The organism is Nocardia puris, assembly GCF_003315035.1.
GTDB lineage: Bacteria > Actinomycetota > Actinomycetes > Mycobacteriales > Mycobacteriaceae > Nocardia > Nocardia puris.
In genome coordinates this window covers 35,695-53,933 of record NZ_QNRE01000016.1, presented here as the reverse complement: position 1 = coordinate 53,933, position 18,239 = coordinate 35,695, and the positions used below count along the sequence as shown (strand labels likewise).

Genomic DNA, 18,239 nt, shown 5'->3' with positions numbered 1-18,239 from the left:
AGGGCGCTTCCCGCGGTCACCGCCATCCACTCTGGTTCACGCTACGCCGACCTTGGCGGCCGCTGTCCTATCACGCGGCCCGAGCAATGTTCACCCGCGCCCAGGAAGCGCTCGGCTCCAACTATCCGCTCCACGCCCTTCGGCACACCGCGGCCTACCGCATGGCCGATGACCCGGACATGGACATCACCGACGTCCAGTGGATCCTTGACCACGCCGATCTGACGACCACGCAGCTCTACACCACCCCTACCCACGGTGAGGTGATCACGGCTGCGCTCGCCCACCACGCGCGCCAGAACGAGCGCGCGGCAGCCCCACCGGAGCCGCCAGCGTCGGGTTACGACCCACGTTCTCTCGACGTCATATTCGGCAGGACGCAGTGAAATCATCGACAACCACAGCGACGGCTGAGGTCGGTTCGACCAGCCGAAAGCAGGAACTGACGCGCGAAGCGCGTGGAGTGCTCGCCGAGACCATCCTGGATCAATTTCCCGCTCGACCAGTGCTTTCCGCTTCGCGTCAGGCCCTGACCGTCGAGAAAACCATTGAACGGCTCGAGGGGTTACGGCTTCCTCCGGTGTCGGACGATATGCGCTTTCGTCGCAGACTGTGTGTCAAGAGGCTGCTCGGCAGGCTGGAGATCTTCCCTGGCGAGACCTGGCAGCAGCGATGGCAGGCCAGCGGTGCCGAAACCGCTGAGCCGCACTGGACTGCGGCCGCCGCGGAATGGCACCGGGCACACGGCCGGGTAGGCGACAAGTCCCAGCTGCTGACCGCGCTGATGCTGCTGTCCATTGCAAGGATCATCTGTCCCAGCCCGACATTCCTGCTTACTATCAACCGAACCGGAACCTGGACGACTAGGATCGCCGAGTATCGCGATCCGTCGGGTTTCGGGCTACTCAAGACGGCGATGACGCCCGAAATCCGGTCGAGCACCTGCCTCCCCGTCATCCGATGGCAGCTCTGTGTCCTGCTGCTGACCAAGGGCGGCGGCGTTCGCGACATCACCGTCGGAGACTGTGTCGAGTTACGCAAGCAGGAGATAGCCATCGGTTTGCCCGGAAAGGGGCGCTATCTGTTCTACACCCTGCTCGAGGCTGCGGGATTCCTTCCGCAGGGTGCGCCGGTGACCCTGCGCGCAATCATGAACTATGGCGGACGATCCAGCATCGAGCGACTCGTGGATCGGTATCACGTCGCTGATCCCGAGGTCCGCAACCTGCTGGTCAGCTACCTGGCGGAACGGCAAGTCGCCCTGGACTACACCACACTCGACTCGTTGTCGCGGGTGCTGGTTATGAATTTCTGGACGGATCTGGAAGCACACCATCCAGGCATCGACTCGCTCGACCTCGACCCGAAAGTGGCGCATGCGTGGAAAGAACGCCTCCGCGTCAAGATCCAGAATAAGCGCCTGCCGGACGGGACCACCGTCGAGGTCACCGTCCCACGGGTGAACTACCTCCAACTCCTGACCACAGTCCGGGCGTTCTACCTGGACATCGCGCAATGGGCTACCGAGGATTCTGCGCGATGGCCGCGATGGGCCGTTCCGTGCCCCATCCGCGCGTCGGAAACCGCGCACTCGACCAGGAAGGTCAATTCGCGCCGAAAGGCGCGCATGGACCAGCGGACCCGCGAACGCCTGCCCTTGCTGCCAGTTCTGGTGCGGACCGCCGAACGCCGCACCGAGGAGGCCCGCCTCCGACTGGACGCAGCGTTGAATTCTGAACCCGGCAAGCCGTTCACCGTCTTCGGCGAGACCTTCACCAGAGTCTCCGCACGCAGAAACGAAAATCAGCGGCTCAGTATGGTTACGGGCGTCTTCGACTCGACCGGCCGCCGCCGCCACCTTCGTGCCGAGGACCATCGTGCCTTCTGGGGTTGGGCAGCAGTCGAGTTTCTTCGGCACACCGGCGTCAGGGTCGAGGAGATGCTCGAAACGAGCCATCACAGCATCATCCAGTATCGACACCCCCAAGCAGGGCAGATCATCCCGCTGCTGCACGTCGCGCCGTCCAAGACCGACGAGGAACGCCTCCTCGTCGTCAGTCCGGAGCTGGCCGATGTCATATCCGCGATCATCGCCCGAGTTCGGCAGAAGGACGGAGCCATTCCATTGGTCCCCTTCTATGACCTCTCCGAACGATGCTGGGCCACGCCGGCTCCGCTGCTGTTCCAGTGGAACAACGGCAGCCATACGCGAGCCATAGCGGCGTCGACGATCCGCAAATGCATCAGGGAAATACTCGAGTCGACGGACATAAAAGACGCCGGCGGCCAACCGCTCTACTTCGTGCCCCACGACCTGCGCAGAATATTTGCCACGGACGCAATTCTGAACGGGATGCCCCCGCACATTGCGCATGCTGCTGGGTCACAACGACATATCCACCACCATGGGTTACAAGGCCGTCTACCCACAAGAAGCAATCAACGGCCACCGCGCGTTCATCACGCGGCGCCGAGGAACGCGGCCGAGCGAGGAATACCGCACCCCTACCGATGCCGAGTGGGAGGAATTCCTGGGCCATTTCGAGCGCCGCAAGGTTGCGCTCGGCGAATGCGGGCGCGCATACGGAACTACCTGCCAGCATGAGCACTACCTGTCGCTCGTCGATGGCCGCTGCGGCGGAGGTGGCGGCGGCGAGTGCGTTGTCCAGGCCGGCCCGGTTCTTGCGGGTGGTCCCGGAGAACCCTTTGTCGATGAAGATCCGCTCGCGCGGCGCTCCGAGCGCCAGTAGTTGTTCGGTTTGGATCTCGACGTCTTGTTCGTCGGTGGAGCAGCGGCAGTATCCGATGCGGAACGGCTCACCCATGCCGAAAGTGTTCCAGATGGCGGGGGTTGACCGGCACAGTTTGCGGAACACCTCTACGGAACACCGGTGTGCTGGGCCGATGTTCGTTCTGCGTGGTGTTCCGGTGGACGATCGGGTTACGGAACAGGTCAGGGGGTGTTATCGGTGTGTGGGGGTTTGTTGTGGGGTGAGGAAGTGGTTGACGTCGACGATGAGGAACAGTGCGGTGGCGGTGGTGACCACGTGGGCGTGGTCGTTTTCGATGGTGGCTTTCAGGTGGAGTTTGCGGCCGTCGCGGGAGTGGATGTGGGCGCGGAGGGTGTAGGGGGTGTCGAGCAGGATCGGGGCGAGGTAGTCGATGGCGAGGTGGCGGGTGACGGCGGGTTCCCCGACGGTGTAGAGCAGGAGTCCGAACAGTTCGTCGAGGACGGTGGCGACCGCGCCGCCGTGGGCGATCGCTGGGGCGCCGACGTGGCGGGAGTCGAAGCGGTGGTGGGCGTAGACGCCGTGTGTGTCGCGTCGGGCGCGTAGCTGGTGGCCGTGGGGGTTGGCCGGTCCGCAGCCGAGGCAGTGGTCGTGGTGGGGCGGCAGGTCGGCGGAGTCGGGTGCGTGTACGGGGAAGGCGGGGATCCAGTCCGGGACCTGGCGGGGCTCGGGTGTGTGGGTGCTGGGTGTGTTCTCGGTCATGGGTGCTTTCTGTGAGTGTGTTTAGGCGGTGATGAGGATGTCGCAGTGGGTTTTGCGGGCGAGCTCGATCGGTGGGGTGGACAGCAGCTGGGCCAGCAGTGGTGACCGGTGGGGGTTGGCGGTGACGATGAGGTCGGCGGCGGTGGCCGCGGCCAGGTGCAGCAGCGCGGGTAGGGCGGGTTCGTCCAGGATGTGGGTGTCGACGTCGGTGGCGCCGTGGGCGAGGGCGTGCTGGTGGGCGATGCGCAGGACGGTGTCGGCGGGGGTGCTGCCGTGCAGCGGGGAGGTCTCGGGTCCGGGCCGGTCGAGGTGGGCCTTGGGTGTGTGTTCGTCGATGCGGTGGCGAGCGCAGACGATCAGTAGCCGGGCGTGGGTGGCGTGGGCGAGTTCTGCGGCGTGCTCGACCACACGGTAGGAGCGGTCGGATCCGTCGGTGTCGACGATGATCGTGTGGTAGGCCGTCATGACGGGCGTCTTTCACGAGGAGAGGCGTGTGAGGAGGGGGGAGAGGTTCTCATGTGCGGGCGTGGCGTGCGGCCGGGGGCCAGGACGGCCAGCACGATCGCTGTGGCGGTGGTGAGGGCGGCCAGTGCGAGCGCGGCCTGGCCGCTGCCGTGCACGAACGCGGCCTGGGCGAACTCGGCCAGCGGCGCGGCCACCGGTCCGGCCTGGTCGGCGACTTGCAGGGCGGCGGCCAGGGAATCGGCGACCGGGCCGCGGGCGGGCTCGGGTAGCCGGGCCAAGGCGGGCTGGATGCGGTGGGTGTAGCCGGCCGCGAGGACGCTGCCGGCCACGGCGATCCCGATCGCGGCGCCGATCTCGCGGGCGGCGTCGTTGACCGCGGCGGCGACCCCGTGTTTGGCCTCAGGGGTGTCGGCGACGATGGCATAGGTCGCCGGGGCGGTGCACAATCCCAGGCCCGCGCTCATGATCAGCAGCGGCCACAGCAGGTCGGGATAGTTTGCGGCCAGGGTCAACCGGCTCACCAGCACCAGCCCGGCGGCGATGGTGAGCAGGCCGGTCACGGTCATCACCCGTAACCCGACCAGGCTCGACAGCCACGGCGCGATCACCGAGATCGCGACCAGCGGCACCACCATCGGCGCCAGTGCCAGCGCCGAGGCCAGCGGCCCATAACCGAAGATCAGCTGCAGGTACTGCACCAGCAGCAGGAACACCCCGAAGGTGACCAGGAACTGGATGGTCACCGACAGCGACCCGGCACCGAAACCGCGGCGGGTGAACAACCGCACATCCAGCAGCGGCGCCGCGCTGCGCAGTTCGACGACCACGAACGCCACCGCCGCGGCCACACCGATCCCGGCCGCGGCGGCGACGAGCGGGTCGGCCCAGCCGCGTGCGGGGACCTCGATCGCGGCGAACACGATCGCGGCGACCGCGACCGCCACCGCGCCCGCGCCGACCCAGTCCACCGGCGGATGCTCACGCTGGCGGGATTCGGCGATGGTGCACGCCAGCACCGCCAGCACCGTCCCGGCCACGGTCAACCCGACGAACACCGAGGGCCACGACCATCGTTCGAGCAGCACCCCGGCACCGAGGATCCCCAGCACCGCCCCGGATCCGGCGACCCCGGCCCATATCCCGACCGCCCGGCCGCGATGAACAGGGGCGAACCCCGCGGTCAGGATCGACAGCGTCGAGGGCATCACCAGCGCCGCGCCCGCCCCGGCCAGGGCGCGCGTCGCGATCAGCCACACCGGCTCGTCCAGCAGCAGCGGCAGCGCCGAGGCGGCGGCGAACACCACCAATCCCGCCACCAGCACCACACGTCGCCCGTAACGGTCACCGACGGCGCCGGCGGGCAGCACCAGACACGCCAGCACCAGTGTGTAGCCGTCGACGATCCAGGTCAGCTGAGCTTGGGTGGCCCCGGTCGCGACCGCGATCTGCGGCAACGCCGAATACAACGCCGCCATCGCCGCGACCACCAGCGCCACCGCCAGGCACGACACCGTCAGCATCCACCACTCGGCCCGGGTCCACCGGGCGATCTCGACAGTGTCCGTCCCAGGCGTGTCCACCGGCACCTCCCGACTTTAGAGACCGATAGTCTCTGTGCGAGACCATTCGTATCATAGGGGTCGGGGTGTGGGATAGAGTCCACTCACACCCACAGCCGCACGGCACGAACCGGAGGAACACGCGTCCATGACCGACCCGCACCCCGCGGACGACGAGCAGGCCGATCCGCGGCTGGCACGCTCACGCAACCGGTTGCTCGACGCGGCCACCCATCTGCTGTCCACCGGCGGTGTCGAGGCGGTCACCGTCGAAGCGGTCACCCGCGTATCGAAAGTCGCGCGCGCCACCCTCTACCGGCACTTCGGCAGCACCACCCATCTGCTCGCGGCGACCTTCGAACGGCTGCTCCCCCACGTCGACGCCCCCACCGGCACCACCCCGGTACGCGAGCAGCTCCTCACGCTGCTCACCACCCAAGCCGACCTCATCGAACAGGCCCCGGTACAGATGACCACCCTGGCCTGGCTGGCCATGGGATCCATCGACGACAACCACACCGACCCGGCCGCGCTCACCTCACTACGCGCCCGCGTCATCGAGCAATACCGCCGACCGTTCGACCAGATCCTCACCAGCCCCGACGCCCGCGCCACACTCGGCGAACTCGACACCACCTTCGCCATCATCGAACTCCTCGGCCCGATCGTGTTCGCCCGCCTCACCGGACTACGCACCATCGACCACGACGACTGCGCCCGGCTCGTCGACAACTTCCTCACCGCTCACTCAACAGCCACCGCATCAACCAGCCCGACCGGCACCGGCAGGCCGTAACCACAGATCGGCCGCGCAGTCAGAACAAGGTGTCACGCACCCGCAGCGGCCGGTACCCGGTCGGGCCCAGCTGGGCCAGCTCGGCGTCGATGTCGACCTCGATCGCGCCGAAGAAATTGATGTTGGCACTGTGGGCCGGGCTGATGTGGGCCAGGACCTCGTCATCGATACGCTGCCCGGCCCGACGCATCTGATCGACAGCGAGCCCGTAATACTCCGTGGTCCAAGCGATCACAGCGTTGGTCGCCAAGGTCAGGCACCAGGCTTGCTCGGTCTGGTCCTCGAGATGGCGTGCCCGAATCATCCCCTTATGGGCATAGAGCAGGTCGCGCCGCAGCGCGTGCAGCGACTCGCCCTTGTTGAGCTGCCGCGAGATCTTGCGCCGATAGTCCGGATCGGAGAGGTACCTCGCGGCGTAGATGGTGCGCCGCAGCGCCCCGTACTCCTTGAGCGCCGCGGCCAGAGTGTTCTGCCGCCCCGACGCCGAGAGCTTGCCGACCAGCAGCGACGCGGTGGCGTGCCCGAACTTCAACGATCCGGCCAACCTGAGCAGATCGTCCCAGTGCTCGGCGATCAAACCCGAGATTCGCTTTGCGGGTCATCAGCGGGCCCGCGTGCGGGAACCGGGCCTCGGCCTGCGCGCGCGGGCCCGGCCGGTACAGGGTGATCCGGCCCAGATCCCGGATCCGCGGCGAGAGCTGCATCCCGAGCAGGTCGAACAACCCGAAGTTGACCAGGGTGACCCCGTGGGTGTCGGTGGCGTGCTCGGTGATCGGCAGATCCGCTGCATTGCCCAGGATCTCATCGAGCACGTAATGGGCTTCACGTTTGGTCGCCACGATCACCTTGGTGCCGTAGGTGGCATGCTGATCGGTGACATGGGTGTAGGTCGACAGGCCCTCGCTGGCGAAATACCGGCTCAACGGCCTGGCCGTGGTTGATTTCCCACGCGTCGGGAACCGCTGCCCATCGCTCGACGACAGCGTTCCGGCACCGAACACCGCGGTCAGCGGCAGCCGCTGATGGTAGCCGATCAACACGAGGTTGGCCGCGCGCAGGGTCTCCTCGCGCACATACCACTCATCGGTCCAGGCCAGGATGTCGTAGGTGATCCCGCACGCCTGCGCCATCCGGGTCAACCCCAGGTTCGTCGAGTGCGCCAGCAGTACCGCGATCAGATTGCGTTTGAGCTCCGGCGTCCGGGTGGCCTGGCCGCCGGCGTGGGTGAAGCAGTCCAGGTAGCCGGTGCGCTTGTCCAACTCGATCAACAAGGAAACGATCGGCGCGAACGGCAGCATCTCGGTCAGCTCGGCCTTGAGCGCGATCGCCTCGGCGGGAACATCTTCCGCGCTCAGCGGCGAGATCACCAGATCCCCGCCCTCGTCCACCCTGACCGGGCCGTCCCCGCCGGCCAGCACCGCCTCCAGCTCACCGACCGCATCGTGCAGTTCGGCGACCACGGCCGCCAGCGCGACGCCCGGATCGGCGGATCGCCCGACCAGGCGGCAGAACTCGCCGCGTTGCGGTTCCCACTGCCCAGTGGTGATCAGGTAGGCGGCCGGGTCGGCGTAGCGGCGCGAGCCGGGCACGAACACATCCCCGCTGCGCAGCCCGTCGCGCAGTCCGAGCAGTACGCACAATTCCCAGTAGTGCCGGTACGCGGTGGCGCTACCGGTCTTTCGGGCCTCGTCGAGGTAGCCGCGCCATTTCGTCGGCACGAACCCGGTCGGGGCGTCGTCGAAGACCTTGCGCCGCCCGGTCGCGTTCAGCTCGCGCAGCATGTTCACCGCGATCAGCAGCTCGGTAGCGGCGGTGCCGCCGGCGAAGCGCACCGCTTCAAGCACTGCGGGGGTGAACTGGCGCAGGTAGTTGTAGGAGGAATCCAGCGCTGCCAGATGCCCGTGATCACGCGGCAACCTGGGTTTGGCCTGGGCGATCGCCGCGCGCAGGCGCTCCCACCCGATCTTCTCGCCGCGGATCAGCGCGCCGATCTCCTCATCAGCCACCGTCGGGTCGGTGACGATTTCCAAGAGATCGTCCAGCAGCGCCTGGCGGTCCTCGCCGGTCTTGCCGCGCTCGGCCAGCTGCTGCTGCATCTTCCGTTCGGCGGCACCGAACTTCGCCGAGATCGCCTGATCGAACAACACCACGACCTCATCGAGCACATCGGTGCCCGACTGGGCCAGCACCGTGAGCAGGATCGGATACCGGCGCTGCGGATCCCGACGCTCCAGGGCTTGCGGACTCAGACGCCGGCCCATCGTGGCCAAGAACCGGCGCCGCTCGGCGGGCAGCACCGACAGATCCAGCCGATCAGCACCCAAACCCCGCAGAAACCCCAGCTTGTCGACCTCGGCGCGGACCGCAGCCGCCGACGCCTCCACCGGCCCGGTCGACAGCCACCGCAACCGCGAGATCCCCAGCGACGCGTCCGTGACCAGCAAGCCGTCCAACTCCGCACACCGCGCCGCAGTGAACTCGTGAGCGAGCCGGTCATAGGTTTCGGTCTGGGCCTGGTGCCGGGCGTGGGCGACCCGCTCCACCACGGTGACAGGGCCCGGCCGGATCACCTTCGCCGAGATCAGATACTCACACGCCAGCCGGAACAACAGAGTCGGGGAATCGTGCTCCATCGCCCGCGCGAGCAGGAACTCGTCGAGCTCCTTGAACTCCAGCGCACCGGCCGCACGCCATCCCAGGTACCGCGCGGCCAGGCGCACATGCTCGGTGCGGGTCTTGGCTCGCCTGCCATAGGCACCGATCACCACCGGGTCGACCCGCAGCTGCTCGGCGAGGCGGGCCACCGCCCCCGGTGGGGCCGTGACCAGCCGATCCGGCACGAATCCCAGCCACGGCAGCGTACACAACGCGATCGCCAAGCCCAGCCGTTCGGCCGGTCCCCTGCCGCGGCCCGGATCCACGAACGCCAGATCCGCCGACGTGAGCGTGAAGTATCGAAACAGCTCCTCGCGGCTGATCTCCGGGAATCCCCGCAGACGTTCCAACTCCTCGTCCGCGAACATCCGCGTCGCCACGAACCCCAGCCTCCACCAGCGCCGACCAACACCAACACCGGCAGCCAAGCACCAACCAGCCGACAGCGCATGCCGAACCCGAAACCCGATGCCTACCAGGCGGCTACGCCATATCCGCCTGATTTTCGGCGGATGCTACGGCTACCCCTTTAGGGGATCGATAGGTGGTAGCGCCGCCGACTCCGGTGGCCAGGGTGTCCGCATCGTGCTCCTAGGCCGCGTTTCATAAGCCTTGGCCGGATAACCACAGGTTGATTGCGGCGACGCGGACCGTGGCCAGGTAACGGACAGCGAGTTTGTCGTAGCGGGTGGCGACAGCGCGGTGCTGTTTGAGGCGGCTGATCGTGCATTCCACGGCGTGCCGGAGTTTGTAGAGACCAGGGTCGAACGCCGGCGGCCGGCCACCGGCGTTGCCCTTGGCCACACGATGCGCTGCCTGGTCCGCCTTGATCGGGATGGTTGCCTTGATCCCGCGTTTCCGCAGGTAAGCACGGTTGGCCGCCGAAGAATAGGCTTTGTCGGCCAGGACCCGATCCGGCCGCGACCGGGTACCACCGACCGAGAGCCGCGGCACCCGTATATCGCCGAGCACCGTCGTGAACTGTGGGCAATCAGCCCACTGACCAGGCGTGACCACCAGCGCCAGCGGCCGCTGCCCCTGGTCGGCGGCCAGGTGCAGCTTCGTGGTGAACCCGCCCCGCGACCGTCCCAGCCCGTGGTCAGCGGGTTCGTCGTCGAAACCACCCGCCGCCTCGACCTGGCCGGCGAAGTCGCGGCGCGCACCCGCCGCATGCTGGTGCGCGCGGGCGATCGTGGAGTCCACGCTCACCGTCCACTCGATCTCACCGCCCGCATCGGCGTGGGCTTGCAGTGCGGTCAGCACCGATTCCCACGTGCCGTCACGCTGCCAGCGGCGGAACAACCCATACACCGTCTGCCACGGCCCATACACGCTCGGAATATCACGCCACGGACTGCCGGTCCGGATCCGCCACCGGATCCCGTCGATCAACTGTCGTTTCGACCACCGCGGTGGCCGGCCCGGCTTCATACCAGCAGGTAGTAGCGGTTCCAGTTTCGCCCACTGAGCATCGGTCAGATCCGCACGGCACGTTGCCGTTACGCTGTTCACGAGGTCTCCGGTTGGTTTCCGGTTGTGCTTGGTCGTTCAACCAACTACCGGAGACCTCGCCATATCACCAACTTCTCAACCCGGACAACGGGTTCCGTCCCCACACCATCGGGCTTATGAAACGCGGCCTAGTCAGTGGTCCATCGAGATAAGGGCCACTGCGGCGAATGGGGCGCGTCGGTCCATCGGGTCGGCAGGAGAACGGCGCGAGCGAACTCCGGAGCGGAGGTGATGCTACTTGACCAGTCCTGCTTCTCTGGGTAGTTGGGGATCTGAATCTGCGATGCGATCGAGGTTCCGCTTTTTTCGAAAACCAGCCGATTGCAGTTGTAGCAGAATTCGCGATTTAGAAACTTTGCCTCAGTCGAAGATAGTTCGAACGGGGGCTTGATCTTCACATTCTTCCGGCTCAGAATTAGGAGTCGATTAGGACTGATCGGAAATACAATTACTTCAGAATTTCTTATCGAGACCGGAAACTGGCGAGTGTTTCGCTTCGTTGGAATTCCGAGTACGGGTTCATCGCAGGTCAATAGATCGCCTGTGGAGCTTGCCAGCCAGTAGTCTCGATCGTTTTCAATCAGCGGGGCGAGAACGTTCTTCCAGGCGCCGATGGCTGCATCGATTGCCTTGGGCTTGGTTTCGCTGCTGACGGCCCGCTTGGCGAGTATCTGATTCACGATAGCCTGGTGTCTCGCTTCTGAGTACTCAATGCCGTACTCGCGACATAAGATCGGAAGCAGGCCGGTAATGTTCAGAATATGGCTGGCTCCGTAACGGTTCACTGCTGCGTCGATGCCCACGTCGGTCTGTCGCCCACGCTGGGTGCGCTGGCTTTGTAGGCTGATGTATACGGCTAGGTTGGAGATTAGGTTTTTATCCTTGATCCTCCCATCGGGCTGACCGTCGAGCGCGCGAAGCCAGTTCGCGGCCCGGCCCTCTATGCGTCCCATGTGGGTCTCGAACCACATGTCTGGATTTGCGTCGGCATCGATGTCGGGTGCCGATATTTGATAGAAGTTATCCTCGACGGCTGTCGATTCTATGGGTACGCAATTTGATTCTTTGGTGTCAACGTTTGTGACCTGAATTTCCCCGCTACCGTCGGTAGTCCACCGCTTGAGATACATTCTTGGCACGTAGTGGTGTCGGAATGTGGTTTGGGCGTTTTTACGAGTCTCTTCCTTGGATTTTTCGATCTCGACGTCGGTTAGCCAACGATTGACGGTAGTCACAGTCTGCATTGTAGGTCGCGCAGCCGCGAGCGACTCAATTCGGCAGTGCGACGAACTCTGGCAGTCAATGAAGCCCAGACAGTTCAGAGAAGATCCGTCGCGATCCGAGATTCGAATCGTCGCAGGTGAGCAGTATCCGGTCGATACCGATCGACCGGGCAACGACGATACTGCGGCGGAGAATGGCGCCACCGTACCCACGCCGCCTGTACTGGGGCAGCACGGCATACCCGATGTGCCCGCCTCGTCGACGTAGGCCCTCGTTGAGGGTGTGTCTGATCGAGGTTCGACCGACTACTTGGCCGTCAACAGTTGCGAGCAGATATGTGGAGGCCACGATGCCATCCGGCAGATTGGCACCCTGCCGCTGTTCCTCCCGGGCGCGGAGATAGTCCGCCCAGCTCATATCGGGTTCAAGACCCAATGCAAACGGAAAGCTATCGCCCTCGGCCAATTCGAGATGCGCGGCGCGGACAACTTTTTCGTCCGTTTCCTGCAACGCGCACGGCGGCGGATCCGAGCACTGTGTCGTGCTCCTCAGCGACGAACATCGCCCGAGTCCGGGTCCAGCGCTTCCACTGGTCGACGCTCCAAGCCAGTGCCTGCTCGTAGGTGGTGGAGAAGGTGCCTGCGGGGCTACCAGCGAGTGCGTCGAGGCGCACTGTTCGGGCTGTCTGCCAGCCGTCGGCGGTCAGGCGGCGCACGATCATGTACAGAACGATCAGGACTCACTGCGCCAGCAGGCAATCCAATATTGCCTGCCGCGCCTCATTTGACCGTCAGCGGAGTCGGTCGGTGGCGAGGATGTCGGTGTGAATCCGCTCGATAATGGAGTCGCGGCTCCAGCTGGAGTCGATGCGGACCTCCTCAACGTAGGACAGGGGTTGCCAACCGTGATACCACTCGGCCATCTGGTCAGGAGGAATCGTTGCGGCCTGCGGCCGGCCGGCATGGCGAGCGAGAGTTTCGTCGAAGGTGAGGTCGAAGCCGTAGTGGAGTGCACAGCCGGCGGTGTCGGCGAGACGGTGCAGCATCGCCCCGTAGCGATCGGCGTCGAGGATGCCTTCCACGATCGTCACCATCCCACGGGCCAGGCACAGTGTCGCGATATGTTCGATCAGCTCGATATTCCACCCGCCGGGCTCGTCGCGCTCACGGACAATCTGCCGTCGCACTACATCCTGACCGATGACCGCGCAGTGGCCGTGCTCGAAGCGACGTTGGAGGCCGGCGGCGACGGTCGATTTGCCCGACGCGGAATTACCGCGGATGACGACCAGCGTAGTCATCGAGCGGCAGCGGGTTGGAGGACGGTGTCGAGCTTGCGGATGAAGCGTGGGAGGTGGGGATCGGTGCTCGGCAGGCCGTGGGGTCGAGGTCCCACCAGCGGCCCCCGTCGAACTCGGCGGGATCGAGGTCGTAGTGCTGGGCCCGGTCACCCCGAGCGACATGCCACAGAGAGATATCAACATGGCCAGCGGTGGGGCCGACGGTGGGAGTCACTGTCAGGAACAGGGGCTTATCCCCAACGACATCGAATCTCGGGTCGAACCCGAGTTCCTCGCGTGCTTCCCGCCGCGCCGTAGTGCATGGGTCTTCGCCGGGAGCCAGGTGCCCGCCCATCGGGAGTTCGAGACCGGATTTGCGGTGTCTACCGAGGTAGATGCCGCGCTCGGTGGGGTCGACCAAGACCACGTACGCGACCAAGTGCTGCGGTGGAGTCGCTGGTGGAACTCGGCGGAAGATGTCATTGGTTTGGGCGAGCCAGGCCAGTGTCTGCTCGATGTGTTGCTGTTCAACCTCGTCGATAGGCGTGATCGCGGCAACAAGATCAGCGATGGCTGCGGTGGCGGGCTCCATGTCGCGCGAGCATAATCACGCCCTGCGACACCTCGGAATGCCCTGCCCTTTCGGTGCTCCCCGCCTCCGGTTCACCAACCCGGGCCTGCCGGTACACCAGCCTGGACAGATGGCCGGTTGACGCGGCAGGGTGGTCATGCGCCGGGTGCGCCGGGCGCTCGCCGTTCCCTCCGGCGGGCTTCCTTTCTGGGGCGTTCGAACCCTGCCGTAGCGCTGATGTCGACGAGGCCGACGGTGTCCGGCACGGCGATTCGTGTCGTGCCGTACCAGCGCCCCCAGAGTGCGATGTTGCCGGTGTCGGCCTCGGCGAGCAGCTTCTCCACCGACCATCGCTTGTTCGAGCGGTCGATCTCGATGGCGATGCACGGCAAATGGTCGTCGCGCCAGCAGAAAACGTCCAAATGGCCGTGGTACATCCGCCGTCCGGTACGCCTGGCGATCAATGCCTCTCGCTCGAGGTCGACCGTCCAACCGTTGGCGTGCCCCCACCGGACCGTGTGTTGGGTGATCAACGCTGTCGCTTCCCGCGCGGACAGGCCGGTGACCCGGACTTCGGAGAGCCATCTTGTCAATGACGAGGCCAGCTCAGCGGTTTCTACAACGTTCCCCACTGGCTTGATCCTAGAACGCGGCGGCGATGTCCATTCCGGCACGGCCACGGCCTCGCGAGACCTGCTTCCGGAGGCAGGGAGAACCGGGTTCCGGCGAACCCGGTTCTCCCGCGTGGCTATTCTCGTAGTTCATGCCGCCCATTTGCGGTCGACCCAGGCAGCCGTCGACACCAAACTCCGGTTTGGATGAGTTTGCTTGAGCTGCAACGAATCTGGCACGTCCCTGCGCTCGAGCACAATGACGTCCTCGTGTGCGATCAGGTGAACGGGAAGCCCTCCGCGGCGGTTCTTGACGATGAAGTCGCGCTGGAAGAAGCTGCTTCGGGCGATGATGTCGTCGTCGGCGAGGCGGCCGAGGAGTGCGACGCAGCGTTCGACGGGGGTGAGTCCGGCAAGGGTGCCGCAGGTGGTGATGTGGGTGGGTAGGTCGATGAGTTCGGCGTGCTGTCGCCAGGGGCGAGCGGTGATGACGACGTGTCCGCCGGGTTTGAGGTAGTCGGCGACGCCGGTGAGGATTCTGGTGAATCCGGTCAGGAGCCGGCCGATGCCGACGTTGGCGAGGTTGCCGCGGTCGAGGACGGCTCCGTAGCGGTGGTCGTACTTGCGGACGCCTTCGCCGGGCTTGACTCGGACGTGACCGTGGGTGGAGTCGCCGTATGGGGGTGAGGTGATGACGAGGTCGACCTGGCCGCGCAGGTCGGCAGGAAGCAGAGTTGGAAGTTTTCGGGCGTCGCCTTGGTAGACGGCAGCGTCGAGGTCGATGCCGGCACCGTAGGCGAGGTCGATGTTGGTGCGGGCGAGGTCGGCCCATCGGGTTTCGTATTCGACGCCGATGGCGCGGCGGCCTCGGTGCAGGGCCTCGACGAGGGTGGTGCCGATGCCGCACATCGGGTCCAGGACCAGGTCCCCGGGGTGGGTGTATGCCTCGATGGCGTGGGCGGCGATGGCGGGCAGCATTTTCGCGGGGTGTTTGACGCTGTCGGGGTGGTAGCGGCCGGTGCGTTGAGTAGCGGGCGCGGCCTGCGCGGTCGGCCATACCGATACCGCGGCGATGTTGTTCTCCGTTTTGTGGGTTGCGGTCATCGAAAGGTGCCTCGATTCGAGATTCGGTGGTCAGGAGCTACATGCCGCCATCGTGTGCCCAGCGTCGTACGGCGGGGCCCAGTACGGCAGGGCCACTGCGGCGATCAGGGGCGCAAAAGAACGGTGATATCGGTATGCACGATGCTGTGCGTGCGGGCGTGCCCGGTGTTGTCGAGTCCGGGTGCCGCGACGGTGTCGCCCGCGATCGGGACGGCGACGATGTGCTGAAGGAACAGCAGGTCGGCGGCCTGACCGGCGGCTACTGTCCAGCCGGTCGGATCGAGCAGGACACCGTCGCGGGTGTGCGTGCAGCGGGTGAACACGACAAGCACGCCGCCGGGGTTCAACCGGGTTGCGGCGAGCGCGACGATCTCGTCGACTGCCGAAGGTGATGTGGCCTCGGGAGCGAGCAGGCTGGCCAGGACGAGGGCAACAGCTCCTTCGTGCGGTGGCCGATGTTGGTGAGCATCGGGGCGTTCGATCAGGCTGTCGCGGCCGAGGCTGTCGATCACGGCGAGCACGTCGGCAGTGTCCGGCGTCGGGAAGGGTGTGTCGGGGGCGGTTGAGGCCGGGGGCGCCAGCAGCACTTGGTCTCCGGGGCGGGAGAACTCGGTGACGGCGCGGGAGACGATCGGCGTCGGCCATTGGTCGGTGGGGTCGATCGGGTCGGTTCCGGAGGCCCAGATGGTTGAGGGAACCTCGGCCGCCGGAGCGCGGCGCGAGCCGGACGAGCCGGTGTGGCGACGGCGGCGGACTGGGGTGTGTTCGGTCATCGGCGCGGTCCTTGTCGATTCCAGTGCATGGGATGTGTGCACTGGTCAACTCCTCACGAATTCGCCGTTTTTGGACATCGAACCGTCCCGAAAACTATGCAAATCGACTGATCGATCTTCGATATCCACAGTTGTAGAGCGCCACATCTGACGCCAATTTTTCGACGGTCCACCCGAAAGCTTCTCGCGCGGTGTACAGCGCCACCGGAACGCCACCAAACGTACACAACCCCTGGTAGATAGCAGTTTCCCGGCACCGCGCTCAAGCTCCCGTACCGGTTCCGTGTGGTCGAATCCGGCTGATCGGTGATCGGCCGGAGGTCATCTCGAGGTCGTTTGGAGGTTATTCGGAGGCTTTTTGGTGGCGGCCGTTCTGTGTCCTTGCCGAGTCGGATTTATCAACGCTTCGAGCAAGGGGAATGGCAATGAATGCGAATTACAGTATTTCTGCGGAGAGGCCGGATCATGCGGAAGCTTCGCCGCTGGCGGTCGTGCGGTCGGCGCTCGACCGGATAGCCGATCACCCGCTACCTGTCGTGAGGAATCAGGTATCGGGACTCGGCAGGCAGGTCGATACCTGGGGCCAGTTGCGGCAGGTGCTGTCGGACCCGGCGCTGCCGATCGAGACCGTGGATGCGGTCTGGGTGTGGCTGATCGGCCGGTCTCGAACCCACGGTTCGGATGCAGCCTTGGCGTGTGCCGGGATGGCGGCACCGATGTTGGCGGGGATGGCCAGCGTGTTCGGACCTCGCCGGCGCGAGGACCGCGCTGACATCGAGGCCGATCTGTTGGCCGAGTTCTTCGCCGAATTGCCGCGCATAGATGTCGAGCGCCCGTTTCTGTGGTTCCGACTGCGGTGGGCGCTGTTCCGTGGTGGCCGGGCTTGGGTGCGGCGGGAGGCCGCTGCCCCCGTGCCCGGTGCGGATGTCGGCACTGGAGCCGACATCGACACCAGAGCGGACGAACCGGTGCAGGTGATGTGGGCCCCGGCGGGGCATCCCGAACAGATTCTCGCCGAGGCGGTCGCGGAGAACGTGATTACCGCCGAGGTCGCCGAGTTGATCGCCGCCACCCGGCTGGAGGGGCGGTCGGTGACCTCTCTGGCAAGCGATTCGACGGGGTTGTCGCACTGGGCGTTGCGCAAGACCCGCCAGCGAGGCGAACACGATCTCCTCGACTGGCTGGTCGCGCGCACGGCAGCCACCGATCCGGCACGCACCAGCACCGTCGAGCACCGCGCCCTGCAACTCCTGTCCTGTTCGGCCGACGACCAGGGCTCAGAAGTGGCCGCGCAGCGACAGCGACTCACCGAGCGGGACCTGGAAGTGCTGCGGCTGCTCGATGCTGAGCAGGGTCTGAGTGCCGACCAGGTCGCCGACCTGTTGTTCCCCAGCGTCGACACCGCACGGAAAAGGCTGACGGCGCTGACCCGTCGCGGGGTGCTCACCCGTTGCCGTCGTACCCGCCCCGGTGTGGGGCGTCGTGGTGTGCCGCCGTGGCAGTACGCCCTCAGCCCGCTCGGCTCGGCGATCCTCGCTGTCGGCCTGCACAACACCACACGGCACGGCGAGATCACTGGCGAGCACGCACCGCGGCGGTCGGGTTCAACAGGTACTCCCGCGGCGGAGACCGCCTTCACCACCTCGCAGCCGACTACCCGCGCTGGCCGATCTGGCGATTTTCCGGACACTCCCAGGTCCAAATGTGGCTCGCAAACGCGGAGTAGCCAGTGCGGGCGGACATCGGCTGCCCCCGCACAACCGGCAACCCAGGTGGAGGTGAATCGCCGATGCGCATGATCGGTTTCCCTGAAGTTCGTTCTGCGACCTCGTCACACCGGACGGCCCAGCCCGGCACCATCCGGCGGGCCCTTGCCCCGATCGCGGTATTCGCGGCGGTGGCGCTGACCGCCATAGCGACCGCGGGTACCGCTGCGGCAGAACCCGTTTCGGTACTCGCCATCGCTGAGTCGTTCGACCAGGTACTCGACAATATCCGGAACTGGCTGGTCGGCATCCTTGCCGGGCTGGCGACGGTGTTCCTGACCATCGGCGGCGCCCGCTATGTGCTGGCCTCCGGCGACCCCAGCGAGGTCGAGAAGTCCAAGACCGCGCTGCGCGCTGCATGCCTGGGTTACGGCCTGGCGATGCTCGCGCCGGTGATCGTCGCCGTTCTCAAGTCGATCGTGGGTGCCTGACC

The 18,239-nt window shown here is 65.9% G+C and carries 15 protein-coding genes and 3 pseudogenes; 5 read left to right on the top strand and 13 right to left on the bottom strand.

Annotation, left to right across the window (positions count from 1 at the left end):
- Positions 1–44: 44 nt before the first annotated feature.
- Both DFR74_RS37405 and DFR74_RS29415 read left to right on the top strand, forming a co-directional pair.
- Positions 45–386: pseudogene (locus DFR74_RS37405) on the top strand (tyrosine-type recombinase/integrase); the annotation flags it as partial.
- A 77-nt stretch (positions 387–463) separates the two neighbouring features.
- Entirely contained in the window at positions 464–2,605 is a 2,142-nt protein-coding gene (locus DFR74_RS29415) for a tyrosine-type recombinase/integrase (protein WP_054814846.1), read from the top strand.
- 94 nt (positions 2,606–2,699) lie between these two features.
- Here the strand turns inward: DFR74_RS29415 and DFR74_RS37400 are convergent.
- The 4 genes and pseudogenes from DFR74_RS37400 to DFR74_RS29395 all read right to left on the bottom strand — a co-directional run.
- Positions 2,700–2,825, bottom strand: a pseudogene (locus DFR74_RS37400) (recombinase family protein); the annotation flags it as partial.
- Between the two features lie 138 nt (positions 2,826–2,963).
- Entirely contained in the window at positions 2,964–3,491 is a 528-nt protein-coding gene (locus DFR74_RS29405; RefSeq protein ID WP_051047383.1) for a PaaI family thioesterase, read from the bottom strand.
- A 21-nt stretch (positions 3,492–3,512) separates the two neighbouring features.
- Positions 3,513–3,956, bottom strand: a complete 444-nt coding sequence (locus DFR74_RS29400; protein WP_043737890.1) for a universal stress protein — start codon at positions 3,954–3,956, stop codon at positions 3,513–3,515.
- The gene (locus DFR74_RS29395) at positions 3,953–5,536 is read right to left on the bottom strand and encodes an MFS transporter (RefSeq protein WP_067510767.1); all 1,584 of its coding nucleotides are present in this window, start codon (positions 5,534–5,536) and stop codon (positions 3,953–3,955) included. Before DFR74_RS29395 ends, DFR74_RS29400 begins: the two co-directional genes overlap by 4 nt.
- A gap of 127 nt (positions 5,537–5,663) precedes the next feature.
- On the opposite strand from DFR74_RS29395, the gene DFR74_RS29390 reads away from it, so the two are divergent.
- Positions 5,664–6,311 carry a TetR/AcrR family transcriptional regulator gene (locus DFR74_RS29390; RefSeq protein WP_011212399.1) on the top strand — a complete coding sequence of 216 codons (648 nt, stop codon included), beginning with the start codon at positions 5,664–5,666 and terminating at the stop codon, positions 6,309–6,311.
- Between the two features lie 19 nt (positions 6,312–6,330).
- On the opposite strand, the pseudogene DFR74_RS29385 reads toward DFR74_RS29390, so the two are convergent.
- From DFR74_RS29385 to DFR74_RS29340, 9 genes and pseudogenes are all read right to left on the bottom strand, one after another.
- A pseudogene (locus DFR74_RS29385) lies at positions 6,331–9,346 on the bottom strand (Tn3 family transposase).
- Positions 9,347–9,569: 223 nt separating this feature from the next.
- Positions 9,570–10,478: an IS5 family transposase gene (locus DFR74_RS29375; RefSeq protein WP_043737886.1), complete on the bottom strand. Its 909-nt coding sequence runs from the start codon at positions 10,476–10,478 to the stop codon at positions 9,570–9,572.
- 128 nt (positions 10,479–10,606) lie between these two features.
- A complete protein-coding gene (locus DFR74_RS29370; protein WP_170160818.1) occupies positions 10,607–11,713 on the bottom strand; it encodes a DUF4238 domain-containing protein in 1,107 nt (368 codons plus the stop codon).
- Positions 11,714–11,777: 64 nt separating this feature from the next.
- A complete protein-coding gene (locus tag DFR74_RS29365) occupies positions 11,778–12,212 on the bottom strand; it encodes a GNAT family N-acetyltransferase (protein ID WP_068049986.1) in 435 nt (144 codons plus the stop codon).
- A gap of 280 nt (positions 12,213–12,492) precedes the next feature.
- Positions 12,493–13,002: an AAA family ATPase gene (locus tag DFR74_RS29360; protein ID WP_043737884.1), complete on the bottom strand. Its 510-nt coding sequence runs from the start codon at positions 13,000–13,002 to the stop codon at positions 12,493–12,495.
- On the bottom strand, positions 12,974–13,573 hold the full coding sequence (locus DFR74_RS29355) for an NUDIX domain-containing protein (protein ID WP_082393302.1): 600 nt from the start codon (positions 13,571–13,573) through the stop codon (positions 12,974–12,976). Before DFR74_RS29355 ends, DFR74_RS29360 begins: the two co-directional genes overlap by 29 nt.
- A 134-nt stretch (positions 13,574–13,707) precedes the next feature.
- On the bottom strand, positions 13,708–14,232 hold the full coding sequence (locus DFR74_RS35655; protein WP_138456832.1) for a hypothetical protein: 525 nt from the start codon (positions 14,230–14,232) through the stop codon (positions 13,708–13,710).
- An 81-nt stretch (positions 14,233–14,313) separates the two neighbouring features.
- A complete protein-coding gene (locus DFR74_RS29345) occupies positions 14,314–15,267 on the bottom strand; it encodes a TRM11 family SAM-dependent methyltransferase (protein WP_082393303.1) in 954 nt (317 codons plus the stop codon).
- 104 nt (positions 15,268–15,371) lie between these two features.
- Positions 15,372–16,040 carry a hypothetical protein gene (locus tag DFR74_RS29340; protein WP_043737879.1) on the bottom strand — a complete coding sequence of 223 codons (669 nt, stop codon included), beginning with the start codon at positions 16,038–16,040 and terminating at the stop codon, positions 15,372–15,374.
- Positions 16,041–16,465: 425 nt separating this feature from the next.
- Here DFR74_RS29340 and DFR74_RS29335 point away from each other — a divergent pair, with 425 nt between their 5' ends.
- Both DFR74_RS29335 and DFR74_RS29330 read left to right on the top strand, forming a co-directional pair.
- Entirely contained in the window at positions 16,466–17,839 is a 1,374-nt protein-coding gene (locus DFR74_RS29335; protein ID WP_054814849.1) for a replication-relaxation family protein, read from the top strand.
- Entirely contained in the window at positions 17,830–18,237 is a 408-nt protein-coding gene (locus DFR74_RS29330) for a pilin (RefSeq protein WP_228792423.1), read from the top strand. Before DFR74_RS29335 ends, DFR74_RS29330 begins: the two co-directional genes overlap by 10 nt.
- The last annotated feature ends 2 nt before the right edge of the window (positions 18,238–18,239 follow it).

What these genes read in the sequence shown, in the direction of transcription:
- DFR74_RS29405 (WP_051047383.1), bottom strand. Translation starts at nt 3,491, where the DNA reads ATGACCGAGAACACACCCAGCACCCACACACCCGAGCCCCGCCAGGTC.
- DFR74_RS29400 (WP_043737890.1), bottom strand. Translation starts at nt 3,956, where the DNA reads ATGACGGCCTACCACACGATCATCGTCGACACCGACGGATCCGACCGC.
- DFR74_RS29390 (WP_011212399.1), top strand. Translation starts at nt 5,664, where the DNA reads ATGACCGACCCGCACCCCGCGGACGACGAGCAGGCCGATCCGCGGCTG.
- DFR74_RS29360 (WP_043737884.1), bottom strand. Translation starts at nt 13,002, where the DNA reads ATGACTACGCTGGTCGTCATCCGCGGTAATTCCGCGTCGGGCAAATCG.
- DFR74_RS29355 (WP_082393302.1), bottom strand. Translation starts at nt 13,573, where the DNA reads ATGGAGCCCGCCACCGCAGCCATCGCTGATCTTGTTGCCGCGATCACG.
- DFR74_RS29345 (WP_082393303.1), bottom strand. Translation starts at nt 15,267, where the DNA reads ATGACCGCAACCCACAAAACGGAGAACAACATCGCCGCGGTATCGGTA.
- DFR74_RS29340 (WP_043737879.1), bottom strand. Translation starts at nt 16,040, where the DNA reads ATGACCGAACACACCCCAGTCCGCCGCCGTCGCCACACCGGCTCGTCC.
- DFR74_RS29335 (WP_054814849.1), top strand. Translation starts at nt 16,466, where the DNA reads ATGAATGCGAATTACAGTATTTCTGCGGAGAGGCCGGATCATGCGGAA.
- DFR74_RS29330 (WP_228792423.1), top strand. Translation starts at nt 17,830, where the DNA reads ATGCGCATGATCGGTTTCCCTGAAGTTCGTTCTGCGACCTCGTCACAC.